This is a genomic window from Enterococcus sp. XAF26B05_ASV22 (genome assembly GCF_056727285.1).
Genome location: NZ_CM161538.1, coordinates 236,843 through 253,328 on the forward strand (window position 1 = coordinate 236,843; position 16,486 = coordinate 253,328).

General features: G+C 36.5%; 13 protein-coding genes and 1 pseudogene. 11 read left to right on the top strand and 3 right to left on the bottom strand.

Annotated features, from left to right (window positions below; genetic code table 11):
* Positions 1-257 precede the first annotated feature (257 nt).
* The 7 genes from AC1PU0_RS01250 (at position 258) to ftsY (ending at position 8,738) form a co-directional block, all read left to right on the top strand.
* Entirely contained in the window at positions 258-887 is a 630-nt protein-coding gene (locus AC1PU0_RS01250; RefSeq protein ID WP_206848222.1) for a hypothetical protein, read from the top strand.
* A gap of 1 nt (position 888) precedes the next feature.
* On the top strand, positions 889-1,299 hold the full coding sequence (locus AC1PU0_RS01255) for a hypothetical protein (RefSeq protein WP_206848223.1): 411 nt from the start codon (positions 889-891) through the stop codon (positions 1,297-1,299).
* Between the two features lie 285 nt (positions 1,300-1,584).
* Positions 1,585-1,992: a nucleoside-diphosphate kinase gene (gene ndk / locus AC1PU0_RS01260; RefSeq protein WP_111248041.1), complete on the top strand. Its 408-nt coding sequence runs from the start codon at positions 1,585-1,587 to the stop codon at positions 1,990-1,992.
* A 247-nt stretch (positions 1,993-2,239) separates the two neighbouring features.
* Positions 2,240-2,932 (top strand): ribonuclease III, encoded by a 693-nt coding sequence (gene rnc, locus AC1PU0_RS01265; protein WP_206848224.1) that lies wholly within the window; start codon positions 2,240-2,242, stop codon positions 2,930-2,932.
* A 23-nt stretch (positions 2,933-2,955) separates the two neighbouring features.
* A complete protein-coding gene (gene smc / locus AC1PU0_RS01270; RefSeq protein ID WP_206848225.1) occupies positions 2,956-6,534 on the top strand; it encodes a chromosome segregation protein SMC in 3,579 nt (1,192 codons plus the stop codon).
* A gap of 146 nt (positions 6,535-6,680) precedes the next feature.
* Positions 6,681-7,508 (top strand): Cof-type HAD-IIB family hydrolase, encoded by an 828-nt coding sequence (locus AC1PU0_RS01275; RefSeq protein WP_206848285.1) that lies wholly within the window; start codon positions 6,681-6,683, stop codon positions 7,506-7,508.
* Positions 7,509-7,541: 33 nt separating this feature from the next.
* Positions 7,542-8,738 carry a signal recognition particle-docking protein FtsY gene (gene ftsY / locus AC1PU0_RS01280; RefSeq protein ID WP_422851640.1) on the top strand — a complete coding sequence of 399 codons (1,197 nt, stop codon included), beginning with the start codon at positions 7,542-7,544 and terminating at the stop codon, positions 8,736-8,738.
* A gap of 218 nt (positions 8,739-8,956) precedes the next feature.
* On the opposite strand, the gene AC1PU0_RS01285 is transcribed toward ftsY, so the two are convergent.
* Both AC1PU0_RS01285 and AC1PU0_RS01290 read right to left on the bottom strand, forming a co-directional pair.
* A complete protein-coding gene (locus AC1PU0_RS01285) occupies positions 8,957-9,835 on the bottom strand; it encodes a YitT family protein (protein ID WP_206834111.1) in 879 nt (292 codons plus the stop codon).
* 197 nt (positions 9,836-10,032) lie between these two features.
* A pseudogene (locus AC1PU0_RS01290) lies at positions 10,033-10,526 on the bottom strand (cysteine hydrolase family protein).
* Between the two features lie 229 nt (positions 10,527-10,755).
* Between AC1PU0_RS01290 and gshAB the strand changes: the two are divergent.
* Positions 10,756-13,023, top strand: a complete 2,268-nt coding sequence (gene gshAB / locus AC1PU0_RS01295; protein ID WP_069654167.1) for a bifunctional glutamate--cysteine ligase GshA/glutathione synthetase GshB — start codon at positions 10,756-10,758, stop codon at positions 13,021-13,023.
* 146 nt (positions 13,024-13,169) lie between these two features.
* Here the strand turns inward: gshAB and AC1PU0_RS01300 are convergent, their stop codons facing one another.
* Positions 13,170-13,619: a YueI family protein gene (locus AC1PU0_RS01300; protein WP_206848227.1), complete on the bottom strand. Its 450-nt coding sequence runs from the start codon at positions 13,617-13,619 to the stop codon at positions 13,170-13,172.
* Between the two features lie 198 nt (positions 13,620-13,817).
* Here AC1PU0_RS01300 and fitA point away from each other — a divergent pair, with 198 nt between their 5' ends.
* From fitA to fitC, 3 genes are read left to right on the top strand one after another with little or no spacing between them, the layout of a single operon-like run.
* Positions 13,818-14,765 (top strand): iron chelate ABC transporter permease FitA, encoded by a 948-nt coding sequence (fitA, locus tag AC1PU0_RS01305; RefSeq protein WP_111247152.1) that lies wholly within the window; start codon positions 13,818-13,820, stop codon positions 14,763-14,765.
* Positions 14,762-15,730, top strand: a complete 969-nt coding sequence (gene fitB, locus AC1PU0_RS01310; RefSeq protein WP_206848228.1) for an iron chelate uptake ABC transporter family permease subunit FitB — start codon at positions 14,762-14,764, stop codon at positions 15,728-15,730. Before fitA ends, fitB begins: the two co-directional genes overlap by 4 nt.
* A complete protein-coding gene (gene fitC / locus AC1PU0_RS01315) occupies positions 15,727-16,485 on the top strand; it encodes an iron chelate ABC transporter ATP-binding protein FitD (RefSeq protein ID WP_069654163.1) in 759 nt (252 codons plus the stop codon). The genes fitB and fitC overlap by 4 nt, the downstream gene beginning before the upstream one ends.
* The last annotated feature ends 1 nt before the right edge of the window (position 16,486 follow it).

Genomic DNA, 16,486 nt, shown 5'->3' on the forward strand with positions numbered 1-16,486 from the left:
TTTCTATTTCTGTTTACAATAATTCTACCTTTTCTTGTTCAAGAAAGACTAATGCTATTTTTGACAATTGGCATTTTATCAATAACTTTTTTTAATGGTAGAGTTAGTTCAGATAGAAACGTGACCTATAAAATAAATTTAGAGGAATCTGAATAGTGCACAGATTCAAATTTTTAATGGGAATATTCATTCAAGTGAAAAATCGGTCAACTACAAAATAGCTCTGTCTAACCAACAAGTATGTTAGGAGAAACCCAATGATAACGAATAGGTTTATACAAACAAAAGCCAACTTTGGAAAAATATACGAACTAAGAGAAGAAAATAAAATCATTGGTACGACTAAAATACCAATAAATTTAAGAACACAGATTAATGTCTCAATAGCAAATAAAAATTTCAAATTACAATTTTCCATTATTAAAGATGCATTAAGCCGTTTCGATTATACTAAAAATGTGAGACTATTACCATTTCAACTATTTAACGAAAACAATGTTTGGGTGGGGTCTTTGTGTGAAAGAAGAACAAAATGGTTGTTTGGCTATACTTTTTTTGAATTGAATTACAATGATGAAACGTATTACTTCTATGCAATAGGACTAGGAAAAAAAGGATTAAAAATTCCAATGTATGACTCTGAGGACATTCAAGTAGGTCTGATTGAAAAAGACAATATATCCTACGATAATAAGAGCACGTACACAACAAATACATTAGATAAGAACTATCAAATGTTGGCATTCTTCTTTTCAGTTTATTACGATAATGCATATTATTCGCCAAATGAAGTTGCGTACAAATCCAAAGAGATTAATTATAAGTATACGATAAACAAAGAATTAAAAAGTAAGTACAATCCCCAATTTATAGAAGGAAGGTATTAATATGAAAAATAAGTACAAAATTTTTCTTTTAGTTTGCATAACTCTGATTATTATGGTGGGTTGTTCAGGGTCAAAAGAGATTCAGAAAACTTGGAAAGCGGAAGATGCGACGGATAATGTGTATTCTATAGAAATTAAAGCCAACGAAATAAATATTTCAAACGATAAAGAAAATGAAAAACTAGACTACAAACAAAATGTTATAGGAATTGAAAATGGCGTTAAATATTATGGTTTAACGATTGATAATGAAAAATATTCTATACTATTTCCGGAAAAAGATAATACCGATTTAGCGTTATTTTTGAAAATAGATAGTGATGATTATCTAGATGGCACTCTAGTTTATGCCATGAATACTAAGGAACAACCAAGTTATAATGATTATGCGGAAAAGTTTTTAACACATTAAAAAGAGAAATGTAATATACAGAGTTCGGTGAGACGAGCCTCAATAAGAATGATTAGATTAGTATGTAAAATAATATAAATCTATAGAGAGAAAAAAGTTAATTATTCATAACTATTTGTGTTTAATCGCGCTTAGATATTCGATCAGTTTCACAAAACTATCTACCAATCACAAAGAAAAAACATTTTTTGTCATTTGTAGCCTAGACGTGAATTCTAAAGCGTGATAACCTTAAATTTAAGCGCTTACAAACTTATTCGCTTGAAAAAAAAGGAGAGAGATCATATGGAAAAAACACTCGTTATCATCAAGCCAGATGGCGTTTCACGTAAATTAGTTGGAGAAATCCTACAGCGATTTGAGAAAAAGCAATTAAAGCTTACTCAATTAAAAGTAGCAACAATGTCCAGAGAATTAGCAGAAGAACATTACGCACATGTGAGGAAATTTGATTTCTTTGAAGATATGATAACGTACATGACTTCATCAGAAGTTATTTATCTTGTTTTAGAAGGAAACAGCGTCATTAAAACGGTTCGTAAAATGGTTGGCGCAACAAATTGTTTAGAAGCTGAACCGGGAACGATTCGGGGAGATTACGGTGCTAATAGTTACGAAAATATTATCCATGCGTCAGATTCACCAGAATCGGCTATGGTTGAGATCAAGCGATTTTTTAACGAACCGAATTAAAGTAAAAGCGTATCAAGATAGTAGGATGATCTTGAACGCTTTTTGCCTTTTTAATTGACAAAAATTACTAGGATTCCCCTTGTTTATTATAAAAAGTCTCATACTGTACCCTAAAATCAATAGGAAATCCCTCAAATAATATGAATTTAGCAGTGATTTTAGCGCAATTTCTCCCTAACCATTTAAAAATTCCGTAAAAAAAAGTATAATAGAGAAGGTTGTAAATAAACTTAAAGGAATGTAGCAAATGGACAATCAGCTAACTACAGAATTAAAAGAACGTTACGGCATTGTTTTCCATGATGTCAACCTATTAGAACAGGCTTTTACCCATTCATCCTATGTGAATGAGCATCGCTATTTAAAACTATCTGACAATGAACGATTAGAATTTTTAGGAGACGCCGTTTTAGAATTATTGGTTTCTCAATATTTGTATAAACAATTTCCAGAGATGCCAGAAGGCAAGCTGACAAAAATGCGAGCGGCAATCGTTCGTGAAGATAGTTTATCAAAGTTTGCGAAAGAATGTCATTTCGACCAATATATTCTTCTGGGCAAAGGAGAAGAAAACTCTGGTGGACGGACACGTCCAGCATTACTTTGTGATTTATTTGAAGCATTTTTAGGTGCGTTGTTCTTAGATCAAAAAGTGGATGCAGTCAAAAAATTCATTGCAGAAGTCATTTTTCCCAAAATTGATGCCGGTGCTTTTTCACATGAGATGGATCACAAAACACATTTACAAGAAGTTTTACAACGACAAGGGGACGTCAACATTGAGTATCGTTTAGTCAATGAAGAAGGACCCGCTCATGATCGAATCTTTTTTGTTGAAGTGTATGTCAACAAAAAAATGATTGGAACAGGTCATGGAAAATCGAAGAAATTAGCAGAACAGGATGCCGCTGAACGAGCGCTGAAACAAAATCCTGAGTAAGCTTGGAAGGAGCCGTTTTATTCGTGTATTTAAAACGAATTGAGATCGCAGGATTCAAATCCTTTGCGGATCGAACTGTTATAGAGTTTGAAAATGGTGTGACGGCTGTCGTTGGACCGAACGGTAGCGGAAAAAGTAATATCACCGAAGCGATTCGCTGGGTCTTAGGTGAGCAGTCTGCTAAAAGTCTTCGAGGCGGGAAGATGCCAGATATTATTTTTGCAGGTTCGGAAGGCCGTAAAGCATTGAATATTGCAGAAGTAACGGTTGTATTAGATAATAGTGATCACTTTTTACCTTTAGATTTTACTGAAATCAGTGTGACTCGTAGATATCGCAGAACAGGTGAAAGTGACTTTTATATCAATAAACAAGCTTGTCGATTGAAAGATATCCACGATTTATTTATGGATTCTGGATTAGGGAAAGAATCATTTTCGATCATTTCACAAGGGAAAGTCGAAGCGATTTTTAATAGTAAACCAGAAGACCGCCGTGGTATTTTCGAAGAAGCAGCGGGTGTTTTGAAATACAAACAACGCAAGAAAAAAGCAGAACAAAAACTATTTGAAACAGAAGATAATTTAAGTCGTGTGCAAGATATTATCTATGAATTAGAAGACCAACTAACACCCCTAGCTGCACAAAGTGAAGCGGCTAAAGAGTTTTTGAAACTTAAAGAGAGTCTAACAGAAATCGATGTTAGCTTGACTGTAACGGAAATCGAAGCAGCCAAAGAAATTTGGGAAATCAAGACAAAGGAACTTGCTGAAATCGAAGAAAAGTTACAGAATGCCAGCAAAAAAATCCGTGATTCAGAAGATGAACTATTTCAACTACGGGGAAAACGGAACAAATTGGATGAGCAGATTGAAACGGAACAACAACAGCTTCTACAAATTACAGAAGCATTAAAACAAACCGAAGGACAAAAAAATGTCTTAGTCGAACGCTCAAAACACACGATGCAAACAACAAGTGAATATCAGCAGTCTTTAGAAGAAAATGCTGAAAAAATTACACGTTATCGTGAAGAAGTTCAAGATTTACAAACAAAAGTTAGGGAGAAAAAAGCCCAACGTGAATCCTTGGTTGAAGCAATTCAAGCCTCAGAACTAGAAGTTGAAAAATATAGCAAATCGTCAAAAGAATTACTAGAAGAATTACGTAGCCAATACGTTGAAGTGATGCAAGAACAAGCGAATACGACCAATGAATTAAAATATTTAGAACGTCAGTATCAGCAAGAAACGGCTAAAAATCAACATTCTATTCAAAAACATGAAGCATTGGAAAAACAAATGACTGATGCGTTAGCTGAAAAAGAACAACTAGAAGCAAGCGTAACTGCATCTGACCAAGCGTTAACAGCTCAAAGAGAACAATATACGCAATTAAAACATCAGTTGGATCAAAAGCAAGGGCAATTAGCTGTTAAACAAAAGCAAATGTACCAAGCGATGAACCAAGTACAACAAGCCAAAGCTCGTCAAAAAAGCCTGCAAGAAATTCAGGAGAATTATTCAGGATTTTATCAAGGTGTTCGTGCTGTATTAAAACATAAAGAGCAACTCACCGGAATCGTCGGTGCAGTTGCCGAACTGATTGATGTACCTAAAGACTATACTTTAGCAATCGAAACGGCTTTAGGTGGCGCAGCACAACATGTGGTTGTGGAAACGGAAAAAGATGGACGTGCCGGTATTACGTTTTTGAAACAGCAACATAGCGGACGAGCAACTTTTCTGCCGCTAACGACAATTAAACCGAGAACTGTATCTAGTGCAGTACGCGATCGCGTCAGCAATATTTCAGGATTTCTAGGAATTGCCAGTGAATTAGTTCATTTTTCAGATGAAGTCAGCAATGTGATTCAAAACCTATTGGGTGTGACCTTGTTAGCAGAAACGTTAGAGAGCGCTAACCAATTAGCGAAGGCGGTCAATTACCAGTATCGTGTCGTTTCTTTAGAGGGCGATGTCATGAACTCAGGGGGTTCGATGACCGGTGGTGCTAATAAGCGAGGCAATCAAGGCAGTTTGTTCTCTCAAACGCAAGAACTTCAGACATTGACGGAACAAATGGAACGTGTTGAAAAACAATTGACCATCAACGAAAAAGAAGTACAGCAGTTGACCGATGAAGTGAAACAACTCAATGAAAGCTTAGAACAACTACGTTCAAATGGCGAGACAAGCCGTTTGAAACAGCAAGAATTACAAAATAAACTAGCGAATCAAGAAGAAACGATTACACGTTTAACGAAAGAACAACGATTGTTTGAATTTGAAGCTCGTGAATTACATCAATTTTTAACGGAATATCAAGTAAGAAAAGAAGAGCTAACACAACAACAGCAAGAACTAAATCAAACAAAAGATCGTTTGGATCAAGAAATGAAGCAAGTCGATCAAGAAGCTAGCCAAATGGAAACGTTACGGGCGGAAGCTTTTGAACGTTTCAATCAAGTCCAAGCAGATCAAGCTGTTGTTACAGAACAATTAGCTCATTTAACTGAACAAGCAGCAGAAAAACAAACCCAGTTAGATGAATTCTTAGCAAGAGAGACAGCTTTACGTCAACAATTGCAACAATTAAATGATCATTCGACAGATCATCAGGTCACAGAAGAAAGCTTAGCGGTTCAATTAGAACAACTAGCTGAGAAAAAAGAGCAGCTACAAACAAACATTCAAGAAGCAAAAACGGCTCGTCAACATTTACAAGAACAAGTGGATCAAATTGATACAGGTTTGGCAGAAGAAAATAAACAACAACAGCATTTATTGACGGAACAGACCAAGATTGAAGTCGAGAAAAACCGTTCAGAAATCAAATTGGATAACGCTTTACAATATTTGCAAGAAGAATACAGTTTGACCTTTGAACGTGCGAATGAAGATTATGAACTGACGATCGACAAAGAGCAGGCTAAAATTGAAGTGAAGCGTCTGAAACGTGATATCGAACGCTTAGGTCCTGTCAATCTCAATGCCATCGAACAATATGAACAAGTTAATGAACGTCATGAATTTTTAGTATCTCAGCGTGATGACTTATTAGATGCTAAAGAGCAGTTGTTTGAAACCATGGGTGAGATGGATGAGGAAGTCAAAGTACGCTTTAGCGAAGTGTTTGAAGCGATTCGGGCTCAATTTAAAGTCGTATTCCCTAACATGTTTGGTGGGGGCCGAGCGGAGTTGATTTTGACCAATCCAGAAGATTTGTTGAACACAGGGGTCGAGATCGAAGCACAACCTCCAGGTAAAAAACTGCAAAATTTAAGTTTACTTTCTGGCGGTGAACGTGCGTTAACTGCGATTGCCTTATTGTTCTCTATCATTCGTGTTAGACCTGTTCCGTTCTGTGTGCTGGATGAAGTCGAAGCCGCTTTAGATGATGCGAACGTTTCGCGTTTTGGCCATTATTTAAGTGAATTTGAAGAAGATACGCAATTTATTGTGGTCACTCACCGCAAAGGAACGATGGAAGCGGCAGACGTGTTGTATGGTGTTACAATGCAAGAATCAGGTGTGTCGAAAATCGTTTCTGTTCGTTTAGAAGAAGTCAAAGAAGGCGGCGCAATCGTCGCTGAAAGCTAAAGGCTGCTATTTTCTAGCTTTACAGAATAGCTCTACTAAAAAATGATAAAACATGAATGAGGGAAATAGTCCTTCATTCATGCTTTCTATTTTTTAATTAGATCAAATCGAACCTGTTAAACGTTTAATAAGGAGGAATGACTGGATTGATTAAATTAGTCGCTATTGATTTAGATGGCACACTTTTAGATAGTAAAAAGGAAATCTCAGCAAGGAATAAAGAAGCGTTGACACAAGCAAAAGCTGCGGGTGTTAAAATCGTCATTTGTACAGGTCGACCATTAGCAGCAATCGGTATTTACTTAGATGCATTGAATTTACGGGACAATGGAGATTATAGTATCACGTTTAACGGTGGTTTAGTTCAAAAAAATGACACGGGTGAAATCATAGAGAAATCTTCTCTCGCTTTGGAAAATGTACACGAGTTGTACGAGTTAGCCAAATCATTGAACGTCCCTTTAGATATTTTATCGGATGGGCTTGTAATGCAACTGTCAACGACACAAGAGTATGAATCATTGTATAGTCAATTAAATAAGTTACTGACATTTGAGTCGTATGAAGTAGCGCAATTGACTACTGATAGAATCTACAATAAGGCTGTTATAGCAGTCGATCAAGCCTATTTGGATGAGCAAATAAAAAAAATCCCTAGTTTATTTTACGATCGCTATGAAGTAATCAAAACGAGAAGTAATTTGCTGGAATTTATGCCTAAAGGAATTACGAAGGCATATGGTATTTCATTATTAGCCAGAGATTTAGGCATCAAGCAAGAAGAAATCATGACAATCGGTGATGAAGAAAATGATGTACCAATGATTGAATATGCAGGACTTGGTGTAGCCATGGAAAATGCTGTCGCTAAGGTGAAAGACTTGGCAGATGTTATTACAGATACAAATGACAATGACGGTGTTGCACAAGCTGTTGAAAAATTTGTGTTAGAACCATTGAGAGGAGGGAATTAAATGGGATTTTTCGATAAAATTAAAAAAGCGTTTATGAATGAAAAAGAAACACCACCCGCTGAAGTCGAAACAGACGAGGCAAAAGAACTTGTCGAAGACGAAGCGAAACCCGAAGAACAATTTGAACAGGAAACAGAGCAAGAAACGACGGAAGAAACACAGAATGACTCTGTTGAAAATCCTGAAGCAGAGGAAGTGGAAAGTGATCCTCATCTGATGGATCCTCCTGTTATCCCGACAGAAGAACTTGTTGAACCTGAAGTGATTGAAGAGCAAGAAGAAGAGATCATTGTACAAGAGAAGTACGAAAAAGGGCTGGAAAAAACCCGTAAAACCTTTGGCGCAAGGTTAAATGAGTTATTTGCTAATTTCCGCTCAGTAGATGAAGACTTTTTTGAAGAATTAGAAGAAACCTTGATCGGTGCTGACGTTGGGTTTGATACAGCAATTAAAATCACGGAATCTCTTCGACAAGAAGTAAAATTACGTAATGTGAAAAAACCAGCAGCAGTTCAAAATACAATCATTGAAAAAATGGTTGATTTGTACGAAGCAGAGGGTATTGAAGAAAATAATGCGTTAAATATTCAGACAAATGGCTTGACAGTCATGTTGTTTGTAGGCGTTAACGGTGTTGGGAAAACAACCAGTATCGGAAAACTAGCACATGAATTCAAACAAGACGGTAAAAAAGTGTTGTTGGCAGCAGCAGATACTTTTAGAGCAGGGGCTATCGATCAGTTAGTTGTCTGGGGCGAACGTGCCGGTGTCGAAGTGGTTCGAGGCAATGCAGGTGGTGATCCAGCAGCGGTTGTCTTTGATGCAGTAGAACGTGCGAAAACGGAAAATGCAGATATCTTACTTGTAGATACAGCAGGCCGTTTGCAAAACAAAGTCAATTTGATGAACGAATTAGAGAAAATCAAACGCGTGATTCAGCGTGAATTGCCAGATGCGCCCCATGAAGTGTTGCTTGTAGTAGATGCAACGACAGGGCAAAATGCAATGTCACAAGCAAAACAATTTAAAGAAACAACAGATGTCACTGGTTTAGTTTTAACGAAATTGGATGGTACAGCAAAAGGTGGGATCGTTCTAGCGATTCGCAATGAGTTGCATCTACCAGTGAAATTAGTTGGATTAGGCGAAGGAATCGATGATTTAGAACCATTCGATGCAAATGATTTTGCGATTGGATTATTTAAAGGATTACTAAAAGTCGAAGAGTAGAGAATAGTTAAAAAACCTTTTGAGTAACTACAACGAAGTAGAATCTTAAAAGGTTTTTTAATTTGTTCGAGGTCTAAACGGCTCATTCCGCTTTTTTTGATCTAGCGATATGAACCAGACCTCTCAACAAATAGATAAACTACTGAAAAGATAAAGAGCATCTTCCCAGTAGTTTCCTAATTTGTTCGAGGTCTAAACGGCTCATCCCGCTTTTCTTTTTACAAATTATTTGTCTCAATCCCATAGTCTTCTGCGATTTTCTTTAAACTAAATCCTTTACCAAAAACTTCACTGGCATTCATCGAAACAATAAAGGCTTCTTCATCAATTGCCAGAACGTTCTCCTTGATCTTAGCAAAGTCTTTTTCACTAATGACCGTCATCATCAACATGCTTGGATTTTTTTGATAACCCCCTTCAATTGGAACCATCGTTAAGCCTTTGTCCATATCGACTAAGATTTTTTCTTTGATTTCCGCATATTTCGGTGAAATGATCATGACATTTTTCGAACGAACGAAGCCAACTTGGACCATGTCCACCACTCTTCCAATAAGGTATAAACAAATAAGTGAGAAAAGTACTGTATCAGTATTGAAAACAAAGAGCGCGGATAAAATCACTAAACCATCTACGAATAAAATCGAAACACCTAATGAAATTTTAAAGTACTTATTCACGATTTGTGAAATGATCGCAGTCCCACCAGTGGAAGCATTCCCTCTAAATTCAAGCCCTAGCCCAATCCCGGTTAAAATACCACCGAAGATCGTTGCGAGGAAAATATTGTGCGTAAGGACGGGCAAATGAGTCGTGATCCCTACAAAAAATGGGTAAATCAGACTGCCATAAATCGTTTTGATCCCAACTTCTTTTCCTAAAAATAAAAAGCAAAGAAGTAATAAAGGCAAGTTGATAGCATATAAAATCAATGCGGGATTGATCCCAAATAAATAATTGATTACCACGCTGATCCCATTTGCGCCTCCTGCTACGATTTTATTTGGTAATAAAATCGAATTGATCGATACCGCTAAAATAAAAGAACCAATCGTTACATACAACGTATCTTGGATTTGTCTTTTTGAAAATTTCATGTAAAACGTTCCTCCAATGTCAAAGAATGTCGGATATTTCTTCATTGAACGAATAATAAGAGCAAAAGAAAAATAGTTCAACAAATATCCCCTAGTTATACTATCATGAATGACTAGAGGATACCATGAGATAATGTTAATTTTTAGTCGCTGAATGTGGTAAAATAAGAGAAAGTAGAGATATCGTATCTTTTTAATCAAATAAACGTTAGAAAACGGTTGTCCCAGAGTTTTTCATGATGCTGGATAATTGTTTGAGCTCCTAATAATTCATTGTTTAATGTGGTGCTAAGGCCTCGTTTCATGAAACAAGTATACCCTAAGCCGTGAGCCATACGAATCGTCGTATCAACACAATATTCTGTTTGAGCGCCACAAAATTCAAGCTCAGTAACAGAAAGCTCATCTAAGCATTTTTTAGCTTTGTTTGGAAGAAAGAATTGGCATGAGTTTTTCCGATATAGAAGTCTTCTGCTCTGGCATCAAGTTGCTCAAATAATTTCCAGTTGTCACTAGCGACAACTAACTCGGTATCTTCATGCTGGATAAATAGAATTGGTCGGTGCTTATTTCGATAGTCTGTAATACGTTCGTTTACACCATTCAGGGTATCTGTCAGTCGAAACAACCCAGATTCAGTATTTTCTAAACCATTTTGAAGATCGATAACAATCAAAGCTTTATTAGCCATTATAACTCCTCTGCTTTAAAATTATTTTTTCTTTTTAGTATACAATGAAGTCGAATGACTTGAAAGAGTATATTTCAGTGAATAAAAAAATATAAAAAGACCTATTTTTTTACCAATTCAGTAAGTTTATTTTTTTTTAGACAATTTTTAAGCTAAAATATTCTTTTTGCTTCTCTTTTTCTATATAATGATTAGTAATGGAATAATAACGGGGAAGAAAGGCGACAGTATGAAATTTAGAGAGTTGTTACAGCAAAAAAGTGCACGTCCATATGTCATGGCTGCACGATTTGGATTAGAAAAAGAAAGCCAACGCACGACGTTTGATGGTCAACTAGCAATGACGGATCATCCAGAAGTTTTAGGAAATAGAACATATCATCCGTACATTCAAACTGATTTTAGCGAAACACAAATGGAATTGATTACACCTGTAGCGAATTCTATTAATGGGATGATGCGTTATCTTGCAGCAATTCATGACGTGGCGATACGCTCAATGAATAAACATGAGATGCTTTGGCCGTTAAGTATGCCGCCCAAACTACCACCAAAAGATGAAGATATAAAAATTGCTAAACTCGAGCAGTATGATGGAATTCTGTATCGTCGTTATTTGGCAAGAGAATATGGGAAACGTAAGCAAATGGTCAGCGGTATTCATTTTAACTTTGAGTATGATATTGAGTTGGTCAAACAGCTGTTTTCAGCACAAACTGAGTATGAAACGATCGAAGAATTCAAAAATATTTTATATATGAAAGTCTCACGTAATTATTTGCGTTACCGTTGGTTGATCACCTATTTATTTGGTGCTTCACCTGTCAGTGAGGTTGGTTACTTTACTGAACGTGAAGAGCGACCAAATGGACCTGTCAGAAGTTTACGTAATAGTGCATTTGGCTACAAAAATAATGAAAATGTCAAAGTATCTTATGAATCATTGCAACATTACATCAACGACATTCATCGGATGGTTGAAAATGGCATTTTATCAGAAGAAAAGGAATTTTATTCAGCGGTTCGATTACGTGGTGGTAAGCAAATGGCTGATTTACCTAAAACTGGCGTTCGCTACATCGAACTTAGAAATCTAGATTTAAACCCATTTGCGCCATTAGGTGTGGACGAAGAGTCACTTGAATTTATTCATTTGTTTATGTTGTATTTAGTATGGACAGATGAAAAAGAAGCTCCGAATGATTGGGTAGCAACTGGGGATTTCTTGAATGAACAAGTAGCGTTAGGTCATCCGTTTGCACAAGTAAAACTTTTAGCAGAAGGCGATCGAATTTTTGCTGAAATGGATGAAATGATCGAAGCTTTAGGTCTGTTTAGAGCTAAAAAATTGTTAGAGATTCATCGCACCCAATTAAGAACACCTGATTTAACGATTGCTGGCAAAATGTGGACAATTATTGAAAGCAACTCGAACCAAGAACTAGGGATCATTTTTGGAAAAGAGTATCATGGGATGGCGTTTGAACATCCATATCAATTAGCTGGTTTTAGAAATATGGAGCTCTCTACACAGTTATTTTTATTTGATGCTATTCAAAAAGGTGTAGAAGTTGAAGTATTAGATGAAGCCGAACAATTTTTAAAACTTAAACATAATGACCATATCGAATATGTCAAAAATGCAAATATGACAAGTAAAGATAACTATATCGTGCCGTTGATCATGGAAAATAAGACGGTTACGAAAAAAGTATTGGCAGAAGCTGGCTTTACAGTGCCAGGTGGCGATGAATTTGATACAATCGAACAAGCAGAACAGGCGTATATAAAATATTCAGAAAAAGCATTTGTAATCAAACCAAAAACAACAAATTATGGCTTAGGCATTACGATTTTTAAAGAAGGAGCCTCGTTAGCTGATTATACAGAAGCGTTGAAATTAGCATTCAAAGAAGATTCGGCCGTATTGGTCGAAGAATTTCTACCAGGGACGGAATACCGCTTCTTTGTGTTGGATGATCAAGTGCGTGCCATTATGTTACGTGTGCCAGCAAATGTAGTTGGTGATGGAATTCGCTCAGTTGAAGCATTAGTAGCAGAAAAGAATCTTGATCCATTGAGAGGAACACACCATCGCTCACCTTTGGAACTGATTCAGTTAGGTGATGTTGAACGATTAATGTTAAAAGAGCAGAATCTCTTAACAACTTCTGTACCGGAAAAAGATCAAATCGTTTATTTACGAGAGAATTCCAATATCAGTACTGGCGGTGATTCAATCGATGTAACGGATGATTTTGATGATAGCTACAAGCAGATTGCAATTGAAGCAGTTCAAGCTTTAGGCGCAAAAATCTGCGGGATCGACTTGATCGTTCCTGATAAATCGGTCAAAGGAATAAAGAATAGTCGCACTTACGGAATTATAGAAGCAAACTTTAATCCAGCTATGCATATGCATGCCTATCCACATACCGGTAAAGGACGTCATTTGACGATGGATGTATTGAAGATGTTGTACCCAGAAGTATTTTAGAAAGCAAATCACAAAAAAAGCAGCAAAGAAAGCAATCTGTTTTCTTTGCTGCTTTTTAGTTATCCAAACGAATGATCGAGAAATACGAATGAAGGGGATAACTCTATAACTTGACACTGCAAGGTACCTACTTGGTTCCCTTTATCCTAATGAAAAAGTTTATGCCAGAATCCCTTTTTAGACTCTTCTGTTTGGATAGGTGTATCCGCTTGGTTCGGATATTTTTCCTCAATATCGATCGTTTCCTCATTTACCGCTTCTTTTGCAGTTAAAACTAATCCAAAAGATTCGGGAGTATTTTCAACAAAATCATTTACTACGGTAAATTTTATGTTTCGCTCATTGATCAATTTAATATAGCGAGATTGCAGATCACTTGCCATTGCACCATTCAAAAGAACCTTAGCGTCAGGGTGTTGTGTCAGTTCTTTTAAGAAATTTGCTTTATCCGCTGTGTTTTTCATCTGTGCAATCGTCATTGTTAGGTAACATCTTTCGCGAAAGGTGCCCATATATTTTCGCTGTTCTTCTGGTTTTAGTAGCGGGGTGCCATACATTGCATTGTCTAAATGTTTCTGTAAGTCATCTTGTGCCATTAATTATCGTACCTACTTCCATATAGTCTTACTTCGAATTATAGCATAGAACAAGAGAGAAACACCTGAATGAAATTGATGTTTGGCTCTAATTGAGAAGGAATAAAAGCTAAAAAGGTATTGCTTTTCTTACTCATTTCGCATAGACTAATAAGTAAGAATGAAAATCATTCTCAATTAGAAAAATGGAGCAAGTATATGAAAAAAATAGGCCTATTTGTTCTCTTACTCCTTTTGATTGTATTATCAATTTTTGTCGGAGTGAAAGATATCTCTCTGACACAATTATTTCAATGGGATTCACAGCAACAATTAGTATTGTTAACAACGCGGCTGCCTCGAACGATCAGTTTGGTGATTGCTGGAAGTACAATCAGTATTTCAGGTTTGATCATGCAGCATTTAACACAGAATAAATTTGTTTCGCCAAGTACTGCAGGCACGATGGATAGTGCTCGTCTAGGAATTTTAGTCGTCATGATCCTTTTTCCGAGTGCACCGTTATTATTTCGATCGTTTATTGCCTTCTTGTTTGCTTTTGGCGGCACATTGATTTTTATTTTTTTAACACGCTTTTTACCTGCAAAAAATCAAGTGATGATTCCACTGATCGGCGTGATGTTTGGAAATATCATTGGTTCGGTGGCAACGTTTTTTGCGTATCAATTTCAGCTCGTTCAAAATATGTCTTCTTGGTTACAGGGGAATTTTTCCACAGTGATGAAAGGCAATTACGAACTGCTTTATCTAACGATTCCGTTATTGATCATTACGTATCTTTTTGCGTATCGTTTTACGGTAGTCGGGATGGGTGAAGATATGGCGACGAATCTGGGATTGAATTATCAACGGATTCAGTTATTTGGGTTAGGTATCGTAGCTTTATCCAGTGCAGTGGTCTTGATCATGGTTGGAAATATTCCCTTTCTCGGTGTGATCGTACCTAATCTAGTATCGATGCGGTATGGCGATCATATGAAAAATACACTGGCAATCACAGCGATTGGCGGAAGTATTTTTTTATTGGCGTGTGATATTTTAGCACGTGTCGTGATTGCACCGTATGAAATCCCAGTTAGTGTGGTTGTCGGTGTTTTAGGCAGCTTTATCTTTATCGCATTATTGATGAGGAGGAAAACAGCATGAAAAAAATCTTCCAGTCATCAGCGGTGAAAATCCTGTTATTGTTGTTTGCCGTTATTGCGGTTTGTGTATTGTATTTGTCTTATAAAACATATGGAAATTGGGCCTTTGCTTTAGAGTTGAGAGGAAAAAAATTACTGGCTTTTGTTTTTGTCGGGATCGCAGCCACATTTTCAACGATCAGTTTTCAGACGATGACACAGAATCACTTTCTAACACCAAATATTTTAGGGTTAGATTCATTATACGTTTTTATTCAGACCTTATTGTTTTTCTTTTTAGGTGGACAACAGCTTTTGGGCAATGAAACAATCGCTACGTTTCTTTTGAATGTTTTGTTGATGGTGAGTGCTAGTATCATGTTGTCTCGTTTTTTATTGAACAAAGGTGGGAATGATCTATTTTTATTATTAATGATTGGGATTATTTTAGGAACCTTTTTCAATAGCATTAGTACATTTTTGCAAGTGGTGATGGACCCAAATGAATATGATTTACTACAAGGTAAATTATTTGCCAGTTTTGGAAATGTGAATAGTCAGCATTTACTAATAGCGGGTATTTTGATCACGTTCTTGGTAGGTTTCTTATGGCTAAAAAGTCATGCGCTAGATGTCTTGCATTTGGGAAATGAGCAAGCAACTAGTTTAGGAATCAATGTTCCGAGGTTCCAGTTTATCTTGTTGACGGTCATTAGTGGGTTGATCGGGCTTTCGACAGCGTTGGTTGGACCTGTCACATTTCTTGGATTTATTGTAGCAAATATGAGTTATCAGCTCATGGGTACCTATCGACATCGTGAATTATTCTTAGGCGGTAGTTTATTGTCAATCTTATTATTGGTGTTCGGCCAATTTCTTGTAGAGCAAGTGTTTGAGTTGAATACCACGTTAAGCATTGTGATTGAATTTGGTGGCGGTGTCTATTTTGTCGGAAAAATTATTAGTGAAAGGAAGCAGCGCAGATGATCGAAATCAAAAATGTGTCAAAGAGATATGGTGAAAAGATTGTTGTGTCAGAAGTTCAATTGCCGATTACGGAGCAAAAATTAACAGCATTTATTGGTCCAAATGGGGCAGGGAAAAGTACGCTGCTTTCGATGATGAGTCGTTTAATTCCCAAAGATACTGGTGAGATTTATTTAGATCACAATGAAGTAAAAACGTGGAAACAAAGTGAATTATCTAAAAAGCTATCAATTTTAAAACAAACGAATGGCATCAATCTGAAAATTACCGTTCGAGAGTTAGTTAATTTCGGTCGTTTTCCTTATAGTAAAGGGCGTTTGAAAAAAGAAGACCATGAAAAAGTTGAAGAGGCAATGGCAAATCTTGGGTTGCTGGATTTAGCAGATGAATTGATTGATACATTGTCAGGTGGTCAATTACAGCGAGTCTATATTGCGATGGTTTTAGCGCAAGATACAGATTATATTTTGCTGGATGAACCGTTGAATAATCTAGATATGAATTTTGCGGTCCAAATGATGCAGACCTTACGCCGTTTGGTAGATGAATTTGGGAAAACAGTCATTATTGTGCTTCACGACATTAATTTTGCAGCGAGCTATGCAGATGAGATCGTAGCAATGAAAGACGGTCGCCTATTTACTCATGGTAGTACAGATGACATTATCCAATCAGAAGTTTTGAACAAACTATACGATATGACTATCCGAATTTGTGAGATCGAAGGAAAAAGATTTTGTATGTACTTTAATTAGA

Bases quoted from the DNA above. Each gene is read 5' to 3' on its own strand.
- gshAB (WP_069654167.1), top strand. From the start codon at position 10,756: ATGAAATTTAGAGAGTTGTTACAGCAAAAAAGTGCACGTCCATATGTC.
- fitB (WP_206848228.1), top strand. From the start codon at position 14,762: ATGAAAAAAATCTTCCAGTCATCAGCGGTGAAAATCCTGTTATTGTTG.
- AC1PU0_RS01300 (WP_206848227.1), bottom strand. From the start codon at position 13,619: ATGGCACAAGATGACTTACAGAAACATTTAGACAATGCAATGTATGGC.
- ftsY (WP_422851640.1), top strand. From the start codon at position 7,542: ATGAATGAAAAAGAAACACCACCCGCTGAAGTCGAAACAGACGAGGCA.
- ndk (WP_111248041.1), top strand. From the start codon at position 1,585: ATGGAAAAAACACTCGTTATCATCAAGCCAGATGGCGTTTCACGTAAA.
- AC1PU0_RS01250 (WP_206848222.1), top strand. From the start codon at position 258: ATGATAACGAATAGGTTTATACAAACAAAAGCCAACTTTGGAAAAATA.
- AC1PU0_RS01285 (WP_206834111.1), bottom strand. From the start codon at position 9,835: ATGAAATTTTCAAAAAGACAAATCCAAGATACGTTGTATGTAACGATT.
- AC1PU0_RS01255 (WP_206848223.1), top strand. From the start codon at position 889: ATGAAAAATAAGTACAAAATTTTTCTTTTAGTTTGCATAACTCTGATT.
- fitA (WP_111247152.1), top strand. From the start codon at position 13,818: ATGAAAAAAATAGGCCTATTTGTTCTCTTACTCCTTTTGATTGTATTA.
- fitC (WP_069654163.1), top strand. From the start codon at position 15,727: ATGATCGAAATCAAAAATGTGTCAAAGAGATATGGTGAAAAGATTGTT.
- rnc (WP_206848224.1), top strand. From the start codon at position 2,240: ATGGACAATCAGCTAACTACAGAATTAAAAGAACGTTACGGCATTGTT.